The following is a 19,055-nucleotide window of genomic DNA, read 5'->3' as shown; positions in this document are numbered from 1 at the left end:
CTCGGCGGCTGCTCCGCGCCGGTCCAGCGGGTGCTGTCACCCGCGCACCCAGGCCACGCCCGGGCGACGGGCGTTGCCTGCTCGCGGTCACCCGAACAGCAACAGGAGGCACCACATGGCCAAGACCTGGTTCATCACCGGCGCATCGAAGGGCTTCGGCCGCGAGTGGGCGGAGGCCGCCCTGGAGCGCGGCGACTCCGTCGCGGGCACCGCCCGGGACACCGACGACGTGCAGGCGCTCGTCGAGCAGTACCCCGACACGTTCCTGGCGATCCGCCTCGACGTGACGGACAAGGACGCGGACGTCGCCGCCGTCCGGCAGGCCGCCGACCACTTCGGCCGGCTCGACGTCGTCGTGAACAACGCGGGCTTCGGACACTTCGGCATGGTCGAGGAACTCACCGAGGACGAGGTCCGCGCGCAGCTCGAGACGAACTTCTTCGGCGCGCTCTGGGTCACGCAGGCGGCGCTCCCGATCATGCGCGAGCAGGGCTCTGGGCACATCGTGCAGGTGTCGAGCATCGGCGGCATCAGCGCGTTCCCGACCGTCGGCGCCTACCACGCGTCGAAGTGGGCACTCGAGGGCCTGTCGCAGTCGCTCTCGCAGGAGGTCGCGGGCTTCGGCATCCACGTCACGCTCGTCGAGCCGGGCGGCTTCTCGACCGACTGGTCGGGCCCGTCCTCGAAGCACAGCGAGGAGCTCGACGCCTACGCCGACGTCCGCGAGGCCGCGTCGAAGCGCCCGTCCGCCTCCGACCCGGGCAAGCCCGAGGCCACGCGCTCCGCGATCCTCAAGGTCGTCGACGCGGACCAGCCGCCGCTGCGGGTCTTCTTCGGCAAGGCGCCGCTCGGCATCGCCGAGCAGGACTACGAGTCGCGCCTCGCGACGTGGCGCGAGTGGCAGCCGGTCGCCGAGGAGGCGCACGGCGCCTGACACGGGTGCAGACCGCTCGCGTCACGGACGCGGGTGGGTGCTCTCCGCTCGCGTCGTGGACGCGGGCGGTCGACGGACGGGAGGCGCGGTGCGGGCCGGCACCGCGCCTCCCGTCCGTCAGGTGGTGACGCTGGTCAGACGCCGGCCGTGGAACGGATCCACGAGGACGACTGCGACAGGAGCGCGTAGTTCGAGCCGGCCGTCGTGTCCGCGCCGGGGTCGGCGCTGTCACCGGTCGAGCAGACGGCGACCACCTTGCCGTTCACCAGGAGCGGGCCGCCGGAGTCGCCGTGGTTCGAGGCGCCGGTCACACCCGTGACGTGCTGCGCCTTGCCGCTGTAGGCGTCACGCGAGGCGCCGGTCAGCGAGACCGTCGCCTGGTAGAGCCCGTCGGACTGCTGCGCGTTCGCCCGCAGGCCGTAGCCCTCGATGACGCCGGTGCCGCTCGACTTGGCGGCGGCCGTCAGGTCGAGGGGCGCGTAGGTCGACAGGGAGTAGGTGCTGCGCAGGTGCACGAGGGCGATGTCCCCGGCCGGGGCCGCGGTGACCCGGTCGACGGCGACGGCGGAGCCGCGGTTCGTCGTGGAGTTCGAGTGGTAGACGTTCATCGCCCCGATGCCGTCGATGCAGTGCCGCGCGGTGAGGATCCACGAGGCGTTGATCTGCTCGCCGGTGCAGTTGCTGACGTAGCCGGACGGGATGGTCCCGCCGGAGGCCTCGAGCTGGACGGCCCAGGTCGTGGTGGGCGCCTTCTCGCCGCCGACGACCTCGGTCCCGGCGGGCAGCGCCGTGGCGGGGGTGGCGGCGAACACGCCGCCGGCGACGACGGCCACGGCGGCGAGCGCCGCTGCGAGGGTGTGCTTCATGTGGACTCCTCGGTCAGGACCCTGCTGCGTTGCAGGGTGCAACTAGGAGGCCCATCCTGACCCCCGTCCAGGGGGTGCGGTAGTCCGCACTTCGACCGACACGTGCCGACCGACGGCGCTGCCTATGCTGTGACCGTGTCCGACTCCGCCGTCCCCGCCGCCGTCGCCGCGCCACGCCGTCCGGTGGTCGCGATCGCCGGACTCGCGATCGAGACCTCGACCTTCACGCCGACCCGGACGGACGCCGCGGCCTTCCACCCGGTCCGCGGGCAGGACGTCGTCGCCCGGTCCCCGTTCCTCGCGGTGTACGCGGACGTGGTCGACCTGCGCGGGACCCTGACCGGGCACGCGCTGCCCGGCGGGGTGGTCCTGCGCTCGGCGTACGAGGCGCTCGCGGGCGAGATCGTCGAGCGGCTGACGTCGGTGGTCGCGGGCGGCCCGGTCGACGGACTCTGGTTCGACGTCCACGGCGCGATGGTGGTCGAGGGTCTGGACGACGCCGAGACGGACCTGCTCGGGCGCATCCGCGCGGTCGTCGGGCCGGACACGATCGTCTCGGCGTCGATGGACCTGCACGGCAACGTCACCGCGGAGCTCGCGCACCAGCTCGACCTCGTCACCTGCTACCGGACCGCCCCGCACGAGGACGTCCTCGAGACGCAGGAGCGGGCCGTCCGCAACCTGGTCGACGTGCTCACGACCCGCGCGCCCGGGCGGCGCCGGCCGGTGAAGGCGTGGGTGCCGATCCCCGTGCTCCTCGCCGGCGAGCAGACCTCGACCCGGGTCGACCCGGCCGCCGCGCTGTACGCGCGGGTCCCCGAGGTCGAGGCGTGCGAGGGGGTCCTCGACGCCGCGGTGTGGGTCGGGTACGCGTGGGCCGACCAGCCGCGGGACCGCGCGGTGACGGTCGTGACGGGGTGGGACCGGGACGCGGTCGTCGCCGGGGCCGAGCGGCTGGCGCGGGCGTTCTGGGACGCGCGCGAGGACTTCGGGTTCGTCGCGCCGACGGGCACCTTCGCGGCCTGCCTCGACGCGGCACTCGCCCCGGGAGCGCCGCGGCCGTACTTCGTCTCGGACTCGGGCGACAACCCGACCGCCGGCGGCTCGGGCGACATGACCTGGGGGCTGACCGAGGTCCTCGCGCACCCCGCGTTCCGGGACCCGGACGGTCCCGTGCTCGTCTACGCGAGCGTCCCGGGACCGGCCGCCGTCGACACCGCGGTGGCCGCCGGCGTCGGTGCGACCGTCACGGTGACGGCCGGGGCCGCGGTGGACGACGAGCACGCCGGCCCGGTGACGATGACCGGACGGGTGCACGCGATCCGGCACGGCGACCGGGACGCGGACACCGAGGTCGTGCTGCAGGTCGGCAGCGTGTACGCGATCCTGACCCGACTGCGGAAGCCGTACCACCACGAGCACGACTTCACGGACCTCGACCTGTCGCCCCGTGATGCGGACGTCGTCGTCGTGAAGATCGGCTACCTCGAGCCCGAGCTGTTCGACATGGCCGCCGGGTGGATGCTCGCACTGACCCCTGGTGGGGTCGACCAGGACCTCGTCCGACTGGGCCACCACCGCGTCGAGCGGCCGCTGTTCCCCTTCGACCGAGACTTCCCGTCCCCACCGGACCTGCGCGCCCGGATCGTGCCGCCGTCCGACGAGCCGCTCGGGACCCTGGCATGAGTGCCGGAGGCGCCGGGACAGCCGGGGTCGCGCTCGAGGTGGCGGTCACGTCGCCCGCCGGGGCGGTCGTCGCGCGGGACGCCGGTGCCGACCGGGTCGAGCTCTGCTCCGGGCTCGAGCTCGGTGGGCTCACGCCGTCGCAGGCCCTGGTCGAGATGACCCACGAGACCGGCATCCCCGCGCACGCCCTGGTCCGGTGCCGTCCCGGCGGGTTCGTGCTCGACGCCACCGAGGTCGAGCTCACCGAGCGCGAGGTCCGCACGGTACTGCGCTCCGGAGCGGCGGGCGTCGTCGTCGGTGCCCTGCGCCCGGACCGGACCCTCGACGAGGACGCCCTCCGCCGCTTCGTGGACGCGGCCCGCACGGTCAGCGCCACCGCCGAGGTCACGCTGCACCGTGCGGTCGACCACGCGGCGGACCCCGTCGCGGCCGCCGCCCGCCTGGCCGACCTCGGGTTCACACGGGTGCTCACCTCCGGCGGGGCGGCGAGCGCCGCGGCGGGTGCGGGGACGATCGCCCGCATGGTGGCGGCGGCGGGGCCGGTGCAGGTGATGGCCGGAGCGGGGGTGACGCCCGCGGACGTCCCGGCGCTCGTCGCCACCGGGGCCGCGGCCGTGCACCTGTCGGCGAAGCGGTCCGCTGGTGTCGGGCACGCCGGGGTCCCGATGGGCGCCGGCGACCGGGGCGACGGGCACTTCGTGACCGACGGTGCGGTGGTGGCGGCGGTGCGGGCGACGCTCGGCGGCTGAGCCGGGCGCGCTCAGCCGAGCGTGACGACACGGTCCGCCGCCGCGACGGCGACCGGGTCGTGTGCGGCGTGCACGACGACCGCGCCACGGGAGGCCTCCTCGGCGAGCGCCGCCACGACGAGCGCCGCGGAGGCCGCGTCCACGCCGGCCGTCGGCTCGTCCACGAGCAGCACCGGTGCGCGCTGGGCGAGCCCGAGCGCCACGAGCGTCCGCTGCCGCTGGCCCCCGCTCAGCTCGTCGAGCGACCGGTCGGCCAGGTCGGCGATCCGCATCCGGTCGAGCTGTGCGTCCACGACGTCCCGGTCGTGCCGGCCGAGCGGTCGCCACCAGGGCTTCCCCCGCCAGCGCCCCATCGCGACGGTCGCCCGGACGGTCAGCGGGAGGGCACTCGGCGGCACCGCCTGCACGACGTAGGCGACCCCGTCCCCCGGTCGCGTCACGGCGCCGACCTCGGGCGCGACGACACCGGCGAGCGCGTCGAGCAGCGTCGACTTGCCCGAGCCGTTCGGTCCGGTGAGCGCCGTCACGGCTCCGGCGGGGAACGTCGCGTCGACACGGTCGAGCACCGTGCGGTCGCCACGGCGGACGGTCATCGCGGCGACCCGCACGGCGGGGTCGGTGGTGGTCGTGGGCACCTGAGCACGCTATCAGTATCGATAGTCATTTTCATGTAGCGTCTCCGGCGTGACCTGGCTGACCGACCCGTTCTCCGTCGACTTCATGGTGCGCGCCCTCGTCGGCGGCGCCCTGGCCGCGGTGCTGTGCGCGGTCGTCGGCACGTGGGTGCTGGTCCGCGGGATGGCGTTCCTCGGCGAGGCGCTCGCCCACGGGATGCTGCCGGGCGTCGCGGTCGCGGCCCTCACGGGTGTCCCGGCCGTCCTGGGTGCCGCGGCGAGCGCGGGCGTGATGGTCCTCGGGGTCGGGGCGCTCCGACGTCGCGCGCGGCTGTCGTACGACACCTCGATCGGACTGCTCTTCGTCGGGATGCTCGCCCTCGGGGTGATCATCGTCTCGTCGTCGCGGTCCTTCGCGACGGACGTCACCGCGATCCTGTTCGGTGACGTCCTGGCGGTCACCCCCGCGGACCTCGTCGGACTCGCGGTCGCCGTCGCCGTCGCGCTCCTGCTCGCGACCGTGTTCCACCGCGCCTTCACCGCCGCCGCCTTCGACCAGCGCACGGCCACGACGCTCGGACTGCGGCCGCGCCTGGCCGAGGTCGTGCTCGTCGCCCTCGTCACGCTCGCGGTCGTCGCGTCCTACCGGGCGGTCGGCACGCTCCTCGTCGTCGGCCTGCTGCTCGCGCCGGCGGCCGCGGCCCGCGCGTGGACCCGGCACGTCGCCTCGACGATGGTGCTCGCCGCCGTCCTGGGGTCCGCGGCGGTCACGGTCGGCCTGCTCGTGTCGTGGCACCTCGGCACCGCGGCCGGCGCCACCACCGCGTTCGCCGCCGTCGCCGGGGTCGCACTGTCCCGCACCCTCGCCGCCCTCGCGGCCCACGGCCGTCGACGCCGGGCCACACCCGTCACCCGACCCGAACCCGGTCCCGTCCAGCGGACCACACCGACCCCAGCACCACGAGAGGGAGCATGAACCCGACCGCCCGACGCACCCCGCGCCTCCTGACCGCGGCCGTCGCGACCACCCTGACCACCGGACTCGCCCTGTCGGCGACCGCCTGCACGACCGGCGGGTCAGCCGCACGGTCCGACGAACCGTCGCCGGACCGCTCGTCCACGGCGCGGCCGCACGGCTGGGTCGAGGGGGCGAGCGAGGCGCAGGAGCCACAGCTGCGACTGCTCGCCGTGTCCGCGTCCGGCACGACGACGCTCCACGACCTGCTCGGTGGTGCCGCCACGTCCCTCGACGCGGTCGACGCCCCGGCGCACTCGGCGACCGACGGACGGTTCCTCGTGACGAGCGACGCCGACCGGACCACGATCACCGACGGCGGCGCGTGGACGGTCGACCACGGCGACCACACGCACTACTACACGGCCGATCCGCGGGTCGTGGGCGTCCTCGACGGCGGCGGACCGGTCGCGGTCCACTCGTCGGAGACCGTCACCACGATCAGCTGGCCGGAGCGCCGGCAGGCCGTCGTGCTCGACCGCGCCGCACTCGGCCAGGGCGACGTCGACGTGACCGCACGGCTGGACGCCGCCGTCCTGCTCCCGTTCGGTGACGGCCTGGTCGCCGCCACCGACGTCGGGGTCCGGCTCCTCGACGCGGACGGCGAGCCCGTCGGAGCCGCGACGCCGTGCGCCGCACCCGCGGGCGGCACCGTCACCCGCGCGGCGGCCGCCGTCGGGTGCGCGGACGGCGCGGTGCTCGTCGCCGAGGACGGGACGGCCACCGTGGTCCCGCTCCCCGACGGCGCCGAGCGGCCGACGTCCTTCGCGGCGCGGGGCGGACGCCCGACCGTCGCCGGGACCGCCGGGGGCCGCGGTGCGTGGTTGCTCGACACCCGCGAGGGCAGCTGGCGACTCGTCGAGACCGAGCGTCCGCTCCGGACGGTCGTCGCGGTCGACGACCAGGAAGAGCACGTCGTCGGGGTCGACGACCTCGGGCGGGTCGTCGTCCTGACGGTCGCGACGGGTGCGGTCGCGACGACCGGTCCGCTCCTCGACCCGGACGCCGAGCCGTTCCTGCAGCTGGACGCCCAGCGCGCCTACGTCGCGGACGACGCCGGGCCGCGCGTGCACGAGGTGGACTTCGCCGACGGTGCCCGCGTGGCCCGGACGATCGAGCTGCCCGCCGCCCCCGCCGCCCTCGCGGAGGTCGGGCTGTGACCCAGCGCGACGCCGAACGCCGCGGGGCCGGACGCCGGAGTGGACGCTCGGTCACCGCGCTCCTGCTCGCCGCCCTCGTGCTGGGCGGTACCGCGGCGTGCACGACCGGACCGCCCGACCGACCGACGGTCGCGGTGACGACGAACATCCTCGGGGACGTCGTGCACGAGGTGGTCGGCGACGCTGCCGACGTCCTCGTGCTCATGCCGCCCGGAGCGGATCCGCACTCGTTCGAGGTCTCCGCGCAGGACGCCGCCCGACTCCGCTCCGCGGACCTCGTCGTCGAGAACGGTCTCGGACTCGAGGAGGGCATCGCGCGGCACGTCGAGGCCGCAGCGGCCGACGGCGTCCCGGTCTTCACCGCCGGCGACGCGGTCGACGCCCTCGAGTGGACCGCGGACGGCGACAGCGGACCGGACCCGCACCTGTGGACCGATCCCGTCCGGATGATCGACGTCGTACAGGACCTGGACGTGGCGCTCCGTGACGTCGGCGTGGACCCGACCGGCACCGACGCCTACCTGGACGAGCTCGCTGCGCTCGACGCCGAGATGGCCGCCGCCTTCGCCCGCATCCCGGACGACCGGCGCGCCCTGGTCACGAACCACCACGTCTTCGGGTACCTGGCCGACCGCTACCGGTTCCGGGTGGTCGGCGCGGTGGTCCCGAGCGGCACCACGCTCGCGTCCCCGAGCGCGGCGGACCTGCGCGACCTCGCCGAGGCGATCGAGGACGCGGGCGTCCCGACGATCTTCGCCGACCTGTCGCAGCCCGCCCGGCTCGCCGAGGTCCTGGCGGACGAGGTCGACGTGCACGTCGAGATCCGCTCGCTCGCGACGGAGTCGCTGACGCCGGACGGCGCGGCCTCGACGTACCTCGGCATGATGCGCGCGAACACGACGTCGATCACCGCCGGGTTGTCGGTTCGTAATTGAGAATGAGAATCAGTACAGTGAACAGCATGACCCCTCGAACCGCCCTCGCGCCGGCGACCCTGCTCGGCGCGACCGCCCTCCTGCTCACCGGCTGCACCGCCGCTCCGACCGGCGCCGACCGCGCCGACGCGCGCGCCGACGCCACCGCTCCCGACGGGGCGCGCATCGTCGTGACCTACGACGGCGGGCTCCTGACCCTCGACCAGGACCTGCGGGTCGTCGCCGATGACGCGATCGACGGCTTCACCCGCGTCAACCCGGCCGGGGACGGCCGGCACGTGCTCGTCACCGTCCCGTCCGGCTTCCGCGTGCTCGACACGGCTGCTGATCCGGCCCTGACCGACGCGGTGTTCCCCGCCGACACCGGTGGCCACGCGGTCGTGCACGGCGACACGACCGCACTCTTCGCGGACGGGACGGGCGACGTCACGGTCTTCGAGCACGACGACCTCGACGGCGACCGGCTCCCCGAGACCCGCACCACCACGTCCGAGGCCGCGCACCACGGCGTCGCGATCCAGCTCGAGGACGGCACGCTCCTGACCACCGTGGGAACGGAGGCGTCACGCTCCGGCGTGCGGGCGCTCGACGAGGACGGCACCGAGACCGCGCGCTCCGAGTCCTGCCCGAACGTGCACGGCGAGGGGGCCGTCGAGGACGAGGTCGCCGTCTTCGGGTGCACCGACGGCGCGCTCGTGTTCCGCGACGGCACCTTCACGAAGATCGACGCCCCGACGACGTACGGCCGCACCGGGAACCTCTTCACGACGGAGTCGAGCCCCATCGCGGTCGGTGACTACAACGACGACCCGGACAGCGAGGGGTACCTGCTCGACCAGGTCGCCCTCATCGACACCGCGACCGACGAGTACCGCGTCGCCGACCTGCCCGAGGGCGTCGGCTTCACGTTCCGGGACCTGGCCCGCGGCCCCGGCGACGAGGCCGTCGTGCTCGGGTCGGACGGCGCGCTGCACACGATGGACGAGCGGTCCGGCGAGCTCACGGCGTCCTACCCGGTGATCGACGCGTGGCAGGGCCCGACCGAGTGGCAGGACGCGCACCCCGCGCTCAAGGTGGTCGGCGACGTCGCGTACGTCACCGACCCGGCGGAGCGGAAGGTGCACGCCGTGGACCTGACGACCGGGGAGGTCCGCACGTCGAGCGACGTCCTGCCCGGCGTCCCGAACGAGATCGCGGTCGCCTAGCGCGGACGGTCACCACCCGACGGACGGGAGGCACGGGGCCGGCCGGCACCGTGCCTCCCGTCCGTCGGTCCACGGGACGGGCGGTCAGCGCCAGTCCGGCCGCGCGCTGCGGATCGCGGCGCGCGCCCGGGCGATCTGCCCGCGGACGGTGGACTCGGGCAGGCCGACCGCGTCGGCGATCTCCCGGTAGGACCGGCGCCCGAGGTGTCGCAGCTCCCAGCAGCGTCGCTGCTCGTGCGGCAGGGCGCCGAGGAGCCGTTCGGCCACCGACACCATCGCCGCGCGCTCGGCGACGGCGTCCGGGCAGTCGTCGGTCCGTGCGACCGCGTCCGCCTGCAGCTCGGCGCGACGGCGACGATCGGGAGCACGGAGCCGGTCGTAGCTGCGTCGTCGGGCGGTCGTGGCGAGCCAGCCCGCGATCGCGTCGCCCTCGACGAGGTCCGCCATCCGCAGCCACGCGGTGAGGAAGGTCTCCTGCACCACGTCGTCGACCTCGGCCGTGCCGTCGAGGATCCGGCCGACGACGGCCCGGAGCATGGTCTCGTGCCGGCGGACGAGCACGGCGAACGCCCGGTCGTCCCCGGTGGCGGCGCGAGCGACGAGCGATCCGGGCCTGGCCGCCGACGGCGACGGCGGCGGGGATGACGGCTCGGGTGGCAGCAGGTGGTCGGGCGGGGTGGTGGTCCGGGTGGGGTCCGGGAGCGTGGCGAGCATGGTGGGTGCCCTCTGATCGGCGGGGGTGGTTGCCGATGGTTCGGAGGGGACGACCGCCCGGGGTGGTGCGGCCGGTACCCCAGGTCACGGGGCAGACGGCCTCAGTGCCGCCCGGGCAGCCGCAGGTCCCGCCACGTGAAGCCACCGCGCGGCGGGAGGGCCGCCCGGATGTGCTCGTCGTCGAACCGCGCCGACGGGGCCAGGTCGGCGGGCAGGTCCTCCGTCGGCGGCGCGGCCTCGGTCACGCCCTCGGCGAGCATCCGGACCTGCGCCTTCGCCACGAGCGGCACACGCATCGTCCACTCGGTCAGCTGGCCGAGCGCCTGGTGCGCCCAGACCGGCGCGGGGAACACCAGGACGCGCCGACCCACCACGCGGGCGACCCGGCGCACGGCCTCGCTGAGCAGCAGGGCCTCACCTCCCCGGACCGCGACGGTCCGCCGGGACAGCCGGCCGTCGAGCGCGGCCACGACGACGTCCACGAGCTCCGCGACCGGGATCGGGCTGATCGTCCGCTCGTGGAACCCGACCGAGGCGAAGAGCGGCACGGTCTGCACGGTGTGGCTGAGGTGGTCGACGAGGTGGTCCCCGTGCCCGTAGACCATCCCGGCCTTCAGCACGGTGTGGTCGAGGCCCGAGGAGCGAACGAGCTCCTCCGCCGCCCACTTCGTCTCGTGGTACGGCGAGCCGGTGCCCGGGCGGGCGCGCAGGAAGCTCAGCAGGACGACGCGCTGCACCCCGGCCCGCCGCGCGGCCTCGAGCACGGCTGCGGTGCCCTCGACGTGCACGCGCTGGAAGGTCTGGTCGCCGAGCTCGCGGTTGATGCCCGCGCAGTGCGCCACGGCCTCGACCCCGGCGAACGCCGCGGTCAGAGCGTCGACGTCGTCGATCGGCACTCCGGTGCGCCGGGACACCACGACGACGTCCTCGGCCGGGTACCGCTCGGCGAGGTGTCGACCGACGAACCCCGTCCCACCCGTGATCGCGATCCGCACCGGTCCCCCTCCCTCCCCGGGTGCACGCCTCGTGCCCCGCTGCGGACACTAGCGCGTCGCGGTCGCCGCCGGTCGCCACATCGACACCGGTCTCGCCGCGCCGAGGCCGGTGATCGGCGCCCCTTCCCCGAACCCGTGCCGACGGTAGAGCCGGCGGTTCTGCGGCGTCGACGACTCCAGGTAGGCGTCCTCGCCCCGGCCGTCCACGCGGTCGAGGGCGTGCTCGAGCAGCAGCCCGCCGACGCCCCTGCTCCGGGCGACCGCCGCGACACCGATCTCGGCGAGGTACCAGTGCGGCGCCTCCGGACGGGCACGGTCCATGCGGCCGAGGTGTCGGACGGCGCGGAGGGCACCGCCGACCCCGAGCGTCCGCAGGAAGGCCGGGACCTGCCGGAGGAACGCGAGCGCTCCCCCGGCGTGCGGCCGCGGCGCCTGCCAGAAGGCGGCACCGACGACCCGGCCGTCCTCGACCGCCACGTCGAGCGCGCGGGACGCCGTCGGGACGGACCGGACCAGCGCGGTGAACAGGTCGGTGAGGACGGCCTCGCGGTCCTCGTCGGCGCGTGCCGGGCGGAACGCCCGGAGGACCGGGTCGTCGGCGAAGGCCTCGGCGAGGACGGCGGCGGCCGTCGGCACCTCGTGCTCAGCGGCGGGTCGGACGGTGATCGACACGGGGGCTCCCTCCAGATTCGGCCACTTGGCCGAATGCAGTCTCCCGAGGACACCTGCACGCAGGCCGTACGCTGCCTGTGATGACCCCGGAATCCGCTCCGCGCGCCTACCGCAGCCGTGCCGAACGCCGCGACGAGCTGCTCGACGCGGCCGCCCTCGTGGTGCGGGACGGCGGGGTCGAGGCGCTCACCACCCGGGCGGTCGCGGAGCGCGCCGGTGTCGCACACGGGGTGGTGCACTACGCCTTCGGGGCGCGGCAGCACCTGGTGCTCGCGCTGCTCGAGCGGCAGGCGCGGGACGTGCTCCCCCGCGTGCTGGCGGCGGCCGAGGAGCACGACGACCTGGCGGGAGCGCTCGAGGCCGGCGTCTCGGCGTACCTGGCGCTCGTGCGGGCCGAGCCGGAGCGGTTCCTGCTGCTCGAGTCGTTGAGCGGGACGGCCCTGGGTGGGGCGGCACTGGGCGGGGACGATGCGCTCGTCCGGGGAGAGCGTGCGCTCTGGCACGACGGCCTGGTCGCCGCGATCGAGCGGTGGACGGCTCGACACGGGGTCGCGCTCGCGGAGCCGGCGGCGGTTGCAGCCGATGCCGTGCTCGCGTTGGTCGACGGGCTCGGCCGGACCGCGTGGAGCGATCCGGACGGGTCGGCCACGGACCGCGCGCGGGCGCTCCTGGTGCGCGGCCTCGCGCACGCGCTGACGCGCTGACCGGCCGCACGCGCCCAGCGCAACCCCGGGACGGACTGGAGGCACGGTGCCAGCCGGCACCGTGCCTCCAGTCCGTCAGGTGGTCGTGGGCGTCAGCCCGCGACCGGGATCGACTGCGCCTTGAGGGCCGCGATCGTCTTGGACTGTCCGCTCTTCAGCGCGTCCTCGAGCGTCCCCGAGCCGGAGGCCGCGGCACCGAAGCCGTCCGAGACGTCCGCGTAGGTCTGCGTCATCGTCGGGCCCCAGGTGAAGGGCTGGATGTCCTTCGCGGCCGAGGCGAACTCCTCGTAGATCTTCTGGTCGCCGTAGAAGGGCAGGCCCTGGGTGAGCGCCGGCAGGTCGGCACCGGTCGAGGACGCCGGGTACAGGTTGGCCTCCTTGTTCAGTGCGCTGAGCGCCTCGGTCGAGGTGTTCAGCCACACGAGGAACTTCGACGCCTCGGCCGGGTGCTTGCTGCCCGCGAAGACGACGTTCGACGAACCGCCCCAGGCGGCGGACTTGCTCTCACCGGACTTCCACTGCGGCATCGGGGCGACGGCCCACTTGCCGGAGGTCGAGGGCGCACCGCTCGAGATGGTGTTCGCACCCCAGACGGCGGAGACCCAGGTCCAGTCCTGCCCGCTGTCGTACGCGGCGTTCCACTGGTCGGTGAAGCTCGGGACGGTGTTGACGAGCTTCTTGTCGATCAGGCCCTGCCAGTAGTCCGCGACCTTCTTCGACGCGCTGTCGGTCAGGTTCACGTCCCACTTGTCGCCGGAGTTCGAGAACCACTGGCCGCCGGCCTGCGAGACGAGCCCGGCGAACTGGTTGACGTCACCCTTGGCGAAGTTCGTGATGTTGCCGCCCTTGGCCTTGATCTCCTCGGCGGCCTTCGCGTACTCGTCCCACGTCTTCGGGACCGGGATGCCGGCCTGCTCGAACAGGTCCTTGCGGTAGTACAGCGCCATCGGGCCGGAGTCCTGCGGCACCGCGTAGACCGACTTCGACTCGCCGAACGTCACCTGGTTCCAGAGGCCGTCGGAGAAGTCCTTCTTCGCGGCGCTGATGCCGGAGCAGGCGCCGATGTCCTCGAGGCCGCCCTGGACGCGGAAGGCCGGCAGGGTGTCGTACTCGACCTGGCCGATGTCCGGCACCTGCTTGGCCTTCAGCTGGTTGAAGAAGTTCTGGTACGTGCCGCTGTTGCCGTTCGCGACGATGGAGACCTTGACCTGGATGTCCGGGTTCTCCTTGTTCCAGATGTCCACGACCTTGTCCATGTTGGGCACCCAGGTCGTGAAGTCGAGGGCGACCTTGCCGCTCGACGGCTTGCAGCTCGCGGCGGCGGAGTCGGAGCCACCGCTGCCGGAGCCGCCGGTGCTGCAGCCGGCGAGGGCCACGGTCGCGGCGACCGCCACGGCGGCGACGCTGAGGAACTTCGTTGTCTTCATGCTGTTTCCGTTCGGATGTGGGTGAGGAGGAGGTGCTGGTCCGGGGTGCGGGCCGCGGTGGCTCGGGGCCGGGCTACTTCAGGCCGCCGGCGCCGAGGCCGGACCGCCAGAAGCGCTGCAGGGAGAGGAAGGCGACGAGCAGCGGGATGATCGAGACGAACGACCCGATGAGCACGAGGGTGCGCAGGTCCGGGTACTGGTTCACGCTCGAGTTCCACGTGTAGAGGCCGAGGGTGACGGGGAACAGCGACGAGTCGCGGAGCATCACGAGCGGCAGGAAGAAGTTGTTCCACACGGCGACGAACTGGAACAGGAAGATCGTCACGAGCGCGGGCGACATGAGCCGCACGGCCACGGTGAAGAACGTGCGGACCTCGCCGGAGCCGTCGATGCGCGCGGCCTCGATGATCTCGTCCGGGACGCTCGACGCCGCGAACAGCCGCGACAGGTACACGCCGAACGGGCTGACGATGCTCGGCAGGAACACCGACCAGAACGTGTCGGTCAGGTCGACCTGGCTGAAGATGAGGAACAGCGGCAGGGCCAGCGCGGTCGCCGGCACGAGGACGCCGCCGAGGAACACGTTGAACAGGGCCTCGCGTCCGCGGAACCGGTACTTCGCCAGGGCGTACCCGCACATCGCGCTGAGCACGGTGCCGAGCAGGCCGGCGACCCCCGCGTAGGCGATGCTGTTGAGCAGCCAGCGCAGGTAGATGCCGTCCTGGCGGGTGAACAGCTCGACGAGGTTGCCGAAGAAGTCCTGGAACGAGGTCGCGCTGAACCACAGCGAGAACGTCGTGTTGAAGTTCGACGCCGTCTTGGTCGACGAGACGAAGAGCCAGAAGATCGGCAGCAGGAAGTAGACGGTGAAGACGCCCATCACGATCATCGCGGCGGAGCGCGAGATCACGCTCTCGCGCGGTCCGCGGGCTCCCGGCTCGTGCGGACGGGAGGCACGGTTCGGCTTCAGGGGTCGGCCTGCGTCCGCGACGAGGTCGCGTCGGGTGGGTGCGTTGACGGTCACTGGGCGGCCTTCCGCTGGGTCAGTCGGAGGAACCCGATCGACAGGACGAACGTGGCGAGGGCGAGGACGACCGAGAACGCGGCCGCGAGGTTGAAGTTCGGCACCGACGAGGTCGAGTAGACGAGCATGTTCGGCGTGAAGGTCGACGAGATCGTCGAGGTGAACTGCCGGAACACGGTCGGCTCGGTCAGGAGCTGCAGGGTGCCGATGACGGAGAACACGGCGGTGAGGATGATCGCCGGGACCACCATCGGGATCTTGATCGACAGCGCGATCCGCAGCTGCGACGCGCCGTCGAGCTTCGCCGCCTCGTAGATCTCGGTCGGGATCGCGAGGAGCGACGAGTAGATGATGAGCATGTTGTAGCCGACGTAGACCCAGGTCACGACGTTCGCGACGGCCCACAGGACGGTGCTCGCGGAGAGCAGGTCGACGTTCGACGTCAGGAACGAGAACGGCGACAGGTCGGGGGCGTAGAGGTAGCCCCACATGATCGCGGCGATGACGCCGGGGACCGCGTACGGCGCGAAGAACGCCAGGCGGAAGAACCGCTTGCCGCGCAGCAGCGGGGAGTCGAGCAGCAGCGCGAAGACGAGCGCGAGCCCGAGCATCACCGGGACCTGCACGATGCCGAACAGCAGCACGCGGAGGACGGAGCCCCAGAACTCGGAGGCCTGGAACACGAGCACGTACTGGCTCAGGCCGCCGAACACCTGCGTCGGGGCGCCGAACGTGCCCTGGCGCTCGATCTTCTGCAGCGACTCCCACACGGCGTACAGGATCGGTGCGAGGTAGAACGCGGCGAACAGCAGCGCGAACGGCAGGACGAAGAAGGCGATCGCGCGCCGGTAGCGCGTGCCGCCGGGGCGACGCCGGGGCGTGGTCGGCCGGGTCGTGCGGCGCGACTGGGCGGTGGTGGTCATGGGCGGGCTCCGTCGATGCGGTCGGTGCGGATGATCTGGGTGCCGCCGGCGGCGAGGACGGTGACGCCGTCGACGGGCCGGTCGGCGACGAGCTCGTGGCCCGCCACGGTGTGCGCGACCTCGCGGTCGGTGTGGTTGAGCAGGAAGACCCACTCGTGCGCGTCGTCACGGCGACGGACGACCTCGAGGCCCGGCTCGGCCACGGGGTCCGGGGCGACCCCGGCGGTCTCGAGGACCCGACGGAGCAGGGCCGCGCGGGCGCCGTCCTCGAGAACGGTGGAGACGTACCAGGCGTCGCCCGTGCCGACGGTGTTCCGGGTGACGGCCGGGCGTCCGGCGAGGGGCCCCTCGGCGTAGGTCGTGACCGCCTCGGCGCCGCGCAGCTCGACGGGCTCCGACCAGGTGTGCGCCCGGGTGCCGTCGGACAGCGCGAGGGTCTGGCCGGCGCCGAGCGGGCGGAACTCGTCGACGCGGATGCCGAGCAGGTCGCGGAAGGCGCCGGGGTACCCGCCGGTCCGGACCCGGTCGTCCTCGTCGACGATGCCGCTGAAGAACGTGACGACGGCCTGCCCGCCGCGGGCGACGTGCTCGGCGACGACCGCCGCGTGCTCGTCGCGGACCAGGTAGAGCTCCGGGACGACGACGACCGCGTACCCGTCGAGCGGGGCGCCGGGCGCGACCACGTCGACCGTGACGCCGAGGTCCCACAGCGCGGCGTGGAACGCGTGGACCTGTTCCAGGTACCGGAGCGCGGTGGTGGGGTGCGCCTCCAGGTCGGCGGCCCACTGGACCTCCCAGCTGAAGACGAGCGCGACGTCGGCGACGACGCGGGAACCGCGGAGCTCGCCGAGGCGCTCGACCAGGGCGCCCAGCGCGACGACGTCGCGCCAGGTCTGCGACTCGGTGCCGGCGTGCGGCAGCAGTGCGGAGTGGAACTTCTCGCTGCCCTGCACGGACGCGCGCCACTGGAAGAAGCAGACGCCGTCGGCGCCGCGGGCGATGTGCGTCGCGGTGTCGCGGAGCATCTGGCCCGGGTCCTTCGCGACGTTGTGCGGCTGCCAGTTCACGGCGCCCGTCGAGTGCTCCATGAGCAGCCAGGGCGCCCCCTTCGCCAGACCGCGCGTGGTGTCGGCGGCGAACGCGAGCTCGGTGTGCGGGCGGGGCAGGCGGTGGTCGAGGTAGTGGTCGTTCGCGATGACGTCCATGTCGTCGGCCCACGTCCAGTAGTCGAGCGCGGTGATGTGCGCCGCGACCATGAAGTTCGTGGTGACGGGCTTGTCGCTCAGCTCGCGGAGCACCGCGGCCTCGGCCCGGTGGTGGCCGAGGAGCTCGTCGGACGAGAACCGGTCGAAGTCGAGCGTCTGGCCGGGGTTCGTGAAGGAGAGCGTCGCGCGCGGCGGCAGCACCTGCTCCCACGCCGAGTAGCGCTGGCTCCAGAACGCCGTGCCCCACGCGGTGTTGAGCGCCTCGAGCGTGCCGTACCGGTTCCGGAGCCAGCCGCGGAAGGCGTCGGCGGAGACGTCGCAGTAGCAGTGCGCGTTGTGGCAGCCGAGCTCGTTCGAGACGTGCCAGAGCTTGACCGCGGGGTGGTCGCCGTAGCGCTCGGCCGTGGCGCGGACCAGGGCCAGGGCGTGCTCGCGGTAGACCGGGGAGCTCGGGCAGAACGCCTGGCGGCCGCCGGGCCAGCGCGTGGTGCCGTCGGCGACGACGGGCAGGACCTCGGGGTGGGCGGTGGTCAGCCACGGCGGGGTCGAGGCGGTCCCGGTGCCGAGGTCGACGCCGATGCCGGCGCCGTGCAGCAGTTCGACGACGCGGTCGAGCGCGGTGAAGTCGTACTCGCCCCGGTGCGGCTCGACGTGCGACCAGCCGAAGATGTTGATCGCGACGAGGTTGACGCCGGCCTCGCGCATGAGCCGGACGTCCTCGACCCAGACCTCGGGGTCCCACTGCTCGGGGTTGTAGTCGCAGCCGAACGCGAGTCCGGTCGAGCCGAGCCCGAGCGCCGTGGTGGCTGGTGCCGGGAGGGTGGTGGTCACGGTGGTCCTCGCTGGTCGGGGCGGTCCGCCGTCCCGGTCGCGTGCGACCCCTTCGACGGCGAAGGCCACCCAGTGTTCTGGGAGCGCTCCCAGATGCCGCCGACCGATCGGGGTCGGAGGGTTTCTGGGAGCGCTCCCAGAGTGAACACGAGATCGCGGCCGGTGTCAACCCGGGGGCGCTCGCGCGAGGCGGGGGCGACTTCACGGCCTCAGCGACACTTCACGGCCGGCCGGGCCCGTGAAGTGTCGCTGGGCGCGTGAGGTCACCACGGACGGGCAGCCGGCATCGCCACGATCACGGGACCGCGCGGCCCGGGCGGCCCGCCCCCGCGACCGGCCCCCGCACGGCCGCCGGATACGCTTGCGCCATGACCGACGTCCGTGCCGCACGCACCCGTGCGACGATCCAGGACGTCGCGGACGAGGCCGGCCTGTCCCGCGGCACCGTCTCCCGCGTCCTCAACGACGAGCCGTACGTCTCCGCCGAGGCCCGCGAGGCCGTCCAGGCAGCCGTCCGCCGCGTCGGCTACGTGCGGAGCGCTGCGGCCCGCAGCCTCGTCACCCGCCGCTCCGGTGCCGTCGCGCTCATCGTGCACGAGCCGAGCGTCCAGGTGCTCGACGACCCGAACATCGGCAACATCCTGATCGGCACGAACACGGTCCTGTCCGAGGCGGACCAGCAGCTCGTGACGATCATGGTCGACTCCGGCCGGGACAACGAGCGCGTGGTCGAGTACCTGCGCGGCGGGTTCGTGGACGGCGCGATCGTGCTCTCCGCCCGGGACGGCGACCCCGTCACCCGGGCCATCGAGGAGATCGGGCTCCCGGCGTGCTTCGTCGGCCACCCGTCCGATGCCCCGAACACCTCGTACATCGCGATCGACAACCGCGCCGCCGCCGAGCAGATCACCCGACGCCTGGTCGAGACCGGTCGGCAGCGCATCGGCATGCTCGCGTCCGGGCTCGACCGCGACTCGGGGCAGGACCGCCTCGAGGGCTTCACCGCCGCACTCGGCGACCGGTTCGACCCGTCGCTCGTGGCCCGGAACCCCCTGTTCAGCTACACCGCGGGCGTCGAGGGCATGCGGGAGCTGCTCGACCGCGCCCCCGACGTCGACGGGGTCTTCGCGGCGTCGGACGCGGTGGCCGCCGGGGCGATGGACGTTCTGCAGCGCGCCGGCCGATCGGTGCCGGGCGACGTCGGCGTGGTCGGCTTCGACGACAGTGCGTGGGCGCTCCGCTGCGACCCTCCGCTGTCGACCGTCCGGCAGCCCGCGCGCACCCTCGGCGAGCACGCGGCGCAGCAGGTCCTCGCGCAGATCGCCGGCACCGACGAGGGCCCGCACGGTCTGATCCTGCCGACCGAGGTGGTCTGGCGCGGGAGCGCGTAGCCCAC

The 19,055-nt window shown here is 73.7% G+C and carries 18 protein-coding genes; 9 read left to right on the top strand and 9 right to left on the bottom strand.

The features are described from left to right. Positions 1–115: 115 nt before the first annotated feature. Entirely contained in the window at positions 116–934 is an 819-nt protein-coding gene (locus LQK89_RS00950) for an SDR family oxidoreductase (protein ID WP_114850676.1), read from the top strand. Positions 935–1,068: 134 nt separating this feature from the next. On the opposite strand, the gene LQK89_RS00945 is transcribed toward LQK89_RS00950, so the two are convergent. Continuing rightward, entirely contained in the window at positions 1,069–1,800 is a 732-nt protein-coding gene (locus LQK89_RS00945) for a S1 family peptidase (protein WP_231049871.1), read from the bottom strand. 135 nt (positions 1,801–1,935) lie between these two features. Here LQK89_RS00945 and LQK89_RS00940 point away from each other — a divergent pair, with 135 nt between their 5' ends. Beyond that, complete coding sequence (locus LQK89_RS00940) at positions 1,936–3,486, top strand: M81 family metallopeptidase (protein WP_231049870.1); 1,551 nt, start codon at positions 1,936–1,938, stop codon at positions 3,484–3,486. After that, positions 3,483–4,235 carry a copper homeostasis protein CutC gene (locus LQK89_RS00935; RefSeq protein WP_231049869.1) on the top strand — a complete coding sequence of 251 codons (753 nt, stop codon included), beginning with the start codon at positions 3,483–3,485 and terminating at the stop codon, positions 4,233–4,235. Before LQK89_RS00940 ends, LQK89_RS00935 begins: the two co-directional genes overlap by 4 nt. Before the next feature lie 11 nt (positions 4,236–4,246). Here LQK89_RS00935 and aztA read toward each other — a convergent pair whose 3' ends face one another. Next, positions 4,247–4,870, bottom strand: coding sequence for a zinc ABC transporter ATP-binding protein AztA (gene aztA / locus LQK89_RS00930; protein WP_231049868.1), 624 nt, complete (start codon positions 4,868–4,870; stop codon positions 4,247–4,249). Between the two features lie 49 nt (positions 4,871–4,919). Between aztA and aztB the strand changes: the two genes are divergently transcribed. Genes aztB through LQK89_RS00910 form a run of 4 tightly spaced genes read left to right on the top strand, consistent with a single transcriptional unit; the run spans position 4,920 to position 9,164 of the window. Then, positions 4,920–5,825, top strand: a complete 906-nt coding sequence (aztB, locus tag LQK89_RS00925; protein ID WP_231049867.1) for a zinc ABC transporter permease AztB — start codon at positions 4,920–4,922, stop codon at positions 5,823–5,825. Next, on the top strand, positions 5,822–7,024 hold the full coding sequence (locus LQK89_RS00920) for an ABC transporter (RefSeq protein WP_231049866.1): 1,203 nt from the start codon (positions 5,822–5,824) through the stop codon (positions 7,022–7,024). The genes aztB and LQK89_RS00920 overlap by 4 nt, the downstream gene beginning before the upstream one ends. Further along, positions 7,021–7,959 carry a metal ABC transporter substrate-binding protein gene (locus tag LQK89_RS00915; protein ID WP_231049865.1) on the top strand — a complete coding sequence of 313 codons (939 nt, stop codon included), beginning with the start codon at positions 7,021–7,023 and terminating at the stop codon, positions 7,957–7,959. The genes LQK89_RS00920 and LQK89_RS00915 overlap by 4 nt, the downstream gene beginning before the upstream one ends. Positions 7,960–7,985: 26 nt before the next feature. Next, positions 7,986–9,164, top strand: a complete 1,179-nt coding sequence (locus LQK89_RS00910) for a hypothetical protein (protein WP_231049864.1) — start codon at positions 7,986–7,988, stop codon at positions 9,162–9,164. Positions 9,165–9,248: 84 nt separating this feature from the next. Here the strand turns inward: LQK89_RS00910 and LQK89_RS00905 are convergent, their stop codons facing one another. From LQK89_RS00905 to LQK89_RS00895, 3 genes are all read right to left on the bottom strand, one after another. Further along, positions 9,249–9,878, bottom strand: coding sequence for an RNA polymerase sigma factor (locus LQK89_RS00905; RefSeq protein WP_231049863.1), 630 nt, complete (start codon positions 9,876–9,878; stop codon positions 9,249–9,251). Between the two features lie 101 nt (positions 9,879–9,979). Continuing rightward, positions 9,980–10,873 carry an NAD-dependent epimerase/dehydratase family protein gene (locus LQK89_RS00900; protein ID WP_231049862.1) on the bottom strand — a complete coding sequence of 298 codons (894 nt, stop codon included), beginning with the start codon at positions 10,871–10,873 and terminating at the stop codon, positions 9,980–9,982. 48 nt (positions 10,874–10,921) lie between these two features. Continuing rightward, a complete protein-coding gene (locus tag LQK89_RS00895; protein WP_231049861.1) occupies positions 10,922–11,545 on the bottom strand; it encodes a GNAT family N-acetyltransferase in 624 nt (207 codons plus the stop codon). Between the two features lie 80 nt (positions 11,546–11,625). Here LQK89_RS00895 and LQK89_RS00890 point away from each other — a divergent pair, with 80 nt between their 5' ends. Next, on the top strand, positions 11,626–12,249 hold the full coding sequence (locus tag LQK89_RS00890; RefSeq protein WP_231049860.1) for a TetR/AcrR family transcriptional regulator: 624 nt from the start codon (positions 11,626–11,628) through the stop codon (positions 12,247–12,249). 92 nt (positions 12,250–12,341) lie between these two features. On the opposite strand, the gene LQK89_RS00885 is transcribed toward LQK89_RS00890, so the two are convergent. From LQK89_RS00885 to LQK89_RS00870, 4 genes are all read right to left on the bottom strand, one after another. Continuing rightward, on the bottom strand, positions 12,342–13,676 hold the full coding sequence (locus LQK89_RS00885) for an ABC transporter substrate-binding protein (protein ID WP_231049859.1): 1,335 nt from the start codon (positions 13,674–13,676) through the stop codon (positions 12,342–12,344). A gap of 73 nt (positions 13,677–13,749) precedes the next feature. Beyond that, positions 13,750–14,700 carry a carbohydrate ABC transporter permease gene (locus tag LQK89_RS00880; protein WP_231049858.1) on the bottom strand — a complete coding sequence of 317 codons (951 nt, stop codon included), beginning with the start codon at positions 14,698–14,700 and terminating at the stop codon, positions 13,750–13,752. Next, the gene (locus LQK89_RS00875) at positions 14,697–15,623 is read right to left on the bottom strand and encodes a carbohydrate ABC transporter permease (protein WP_231049857.1); all 927 of its coding nucleotides are present in this window, start codon (positions 15,621–15,623) and stop codon (positions 14,697–14,699) included. Before LQK89_RS00875 ends, LQK89_RS00880 begins: the two co-directional genes overlap by 4 nt. After that, positions 15,620–17,659 (bottom strand): beta-galactosidase, encoded by a 2,040-nt coding sequence (locus LQK89_RS00870; RefSeq protein ID WP_231049856.1) that lies wholly within the window; start codon positions 17,657–17,659, stop codon positions 15,620–15,622. Before LQK89_RS00870 ends, LQK89_RS00875 begins: the two co-directional genes overlap by 4 nt. Positions 17,660–18,027: 368 nt before the next feature. Between LQK89_RS00870 and LQK89_RS00865 the strand changes: the two genes are divergently transcribed. After that, positions 18,028–19,050 (top strand): LacI family DNA-binding transcriptional regulator, encoded by a 1,023-nt coding sequence (locus tag LQK89_RS00865; RefSeq protein ID WP_144805311.1) that lies wholly within the window; start codon positions 18,028–18,030, stop codon positions 19,048–19,050. Positions 19,051–19,055 lie beyond the last annotated feature (5 nt).

Origin of the sequence: Curtobacterium sp. C1 (assembly GCF_021049325.1) — a bacterium.
Classification (GTDB): domain Bacteria; phylum Actinomycetota; class Actinomycetes; order Actinomycetales; family Microbacteriaceae; genus Curtobacterium; species Curtobacterium citreum.
This window is presented reverse-complemented; position numbering and strand designations above follow the sequence as displayed.

What these genes read in the sequence shown, in the direction of transcription:
- LQK89_RS00910 (WP_231049864.1), top strand. Translation starts at nt 7,986, where the DNA reads ATGACCCCTCGAACCGCCCTCGCGCCGGCGACCCTGCTCGGCGCGACC.
- LQK89_RS00885 (WP_231049859.1), bottom strand. Translation starts at nt 13,676, where the DNA reads ATGAAGACAACGAAGTTCCTCAGCGTCGCCGCCGTGGCGGTCGCCGCG.
- LQK89_RS00920 (WP_231049866.1), top strand. Translation starts at nt 5,822, where the DNA reads ATGAACCCGACCGCCCGACGCACCCCGCGCCTCCTGACCGCGGCCGTC.
- LQK89_RS00945 (WP_231049871.1), bottom strand. Translation starts at nt 1,800, where the DNA reads ATGAAGCACACCCTCGCAGCGGCGCTCGCCGCCGTGGCCGTCGTCGCC.
- LQK89_RS00905 (WP_231049863.1), bottom strand. Translation starts at nt 9,878, where the DNA reads ATGCTCGCCACGCTCCCGGACCCCACCCGGACCACCACCCCGCCCGAC.
- LQK89_RS00890 (WP_231049860.1), top strand. Translation starts at nt 11,626, where the DNA reads ATGACCCCGGAATCCGCTCCGCGCGCCTACCGCAGCCGTGCCGAACGC.
- LQK89_RS00950 (WP_114850676.1), top strand. Translation starts at nt 116, where the DNA reads ATGGCCAAGACCTGGTTCATCACCGGCGCATCGAAGGGCTTCGGCCGC.
- LQK89_RS00865 (WP_144805311.1), top strand. Translation starts at nt 18,028, where the DNA reads ATGACCGACGTCCGTGCCGCACGCACCCGTGCGACGATCCAGGACGTC.
- LQK89_RS00935 (WP_231049869.1), top strand. Translation starts at nt 3,483, where the DNA reads ATGAGTGCCGGAGGCGCCGGGACAGCCGGGGTCGCGCTCGAGGTGGCG.
- LQK89_RS00875 (WP_231049857.1), bottom strand. Translation starts at nt 15,623, where the DNA reads ATGACCACCACCGCCCAGTCGCGCCGCACGACCCGGCCGACCACGCCC.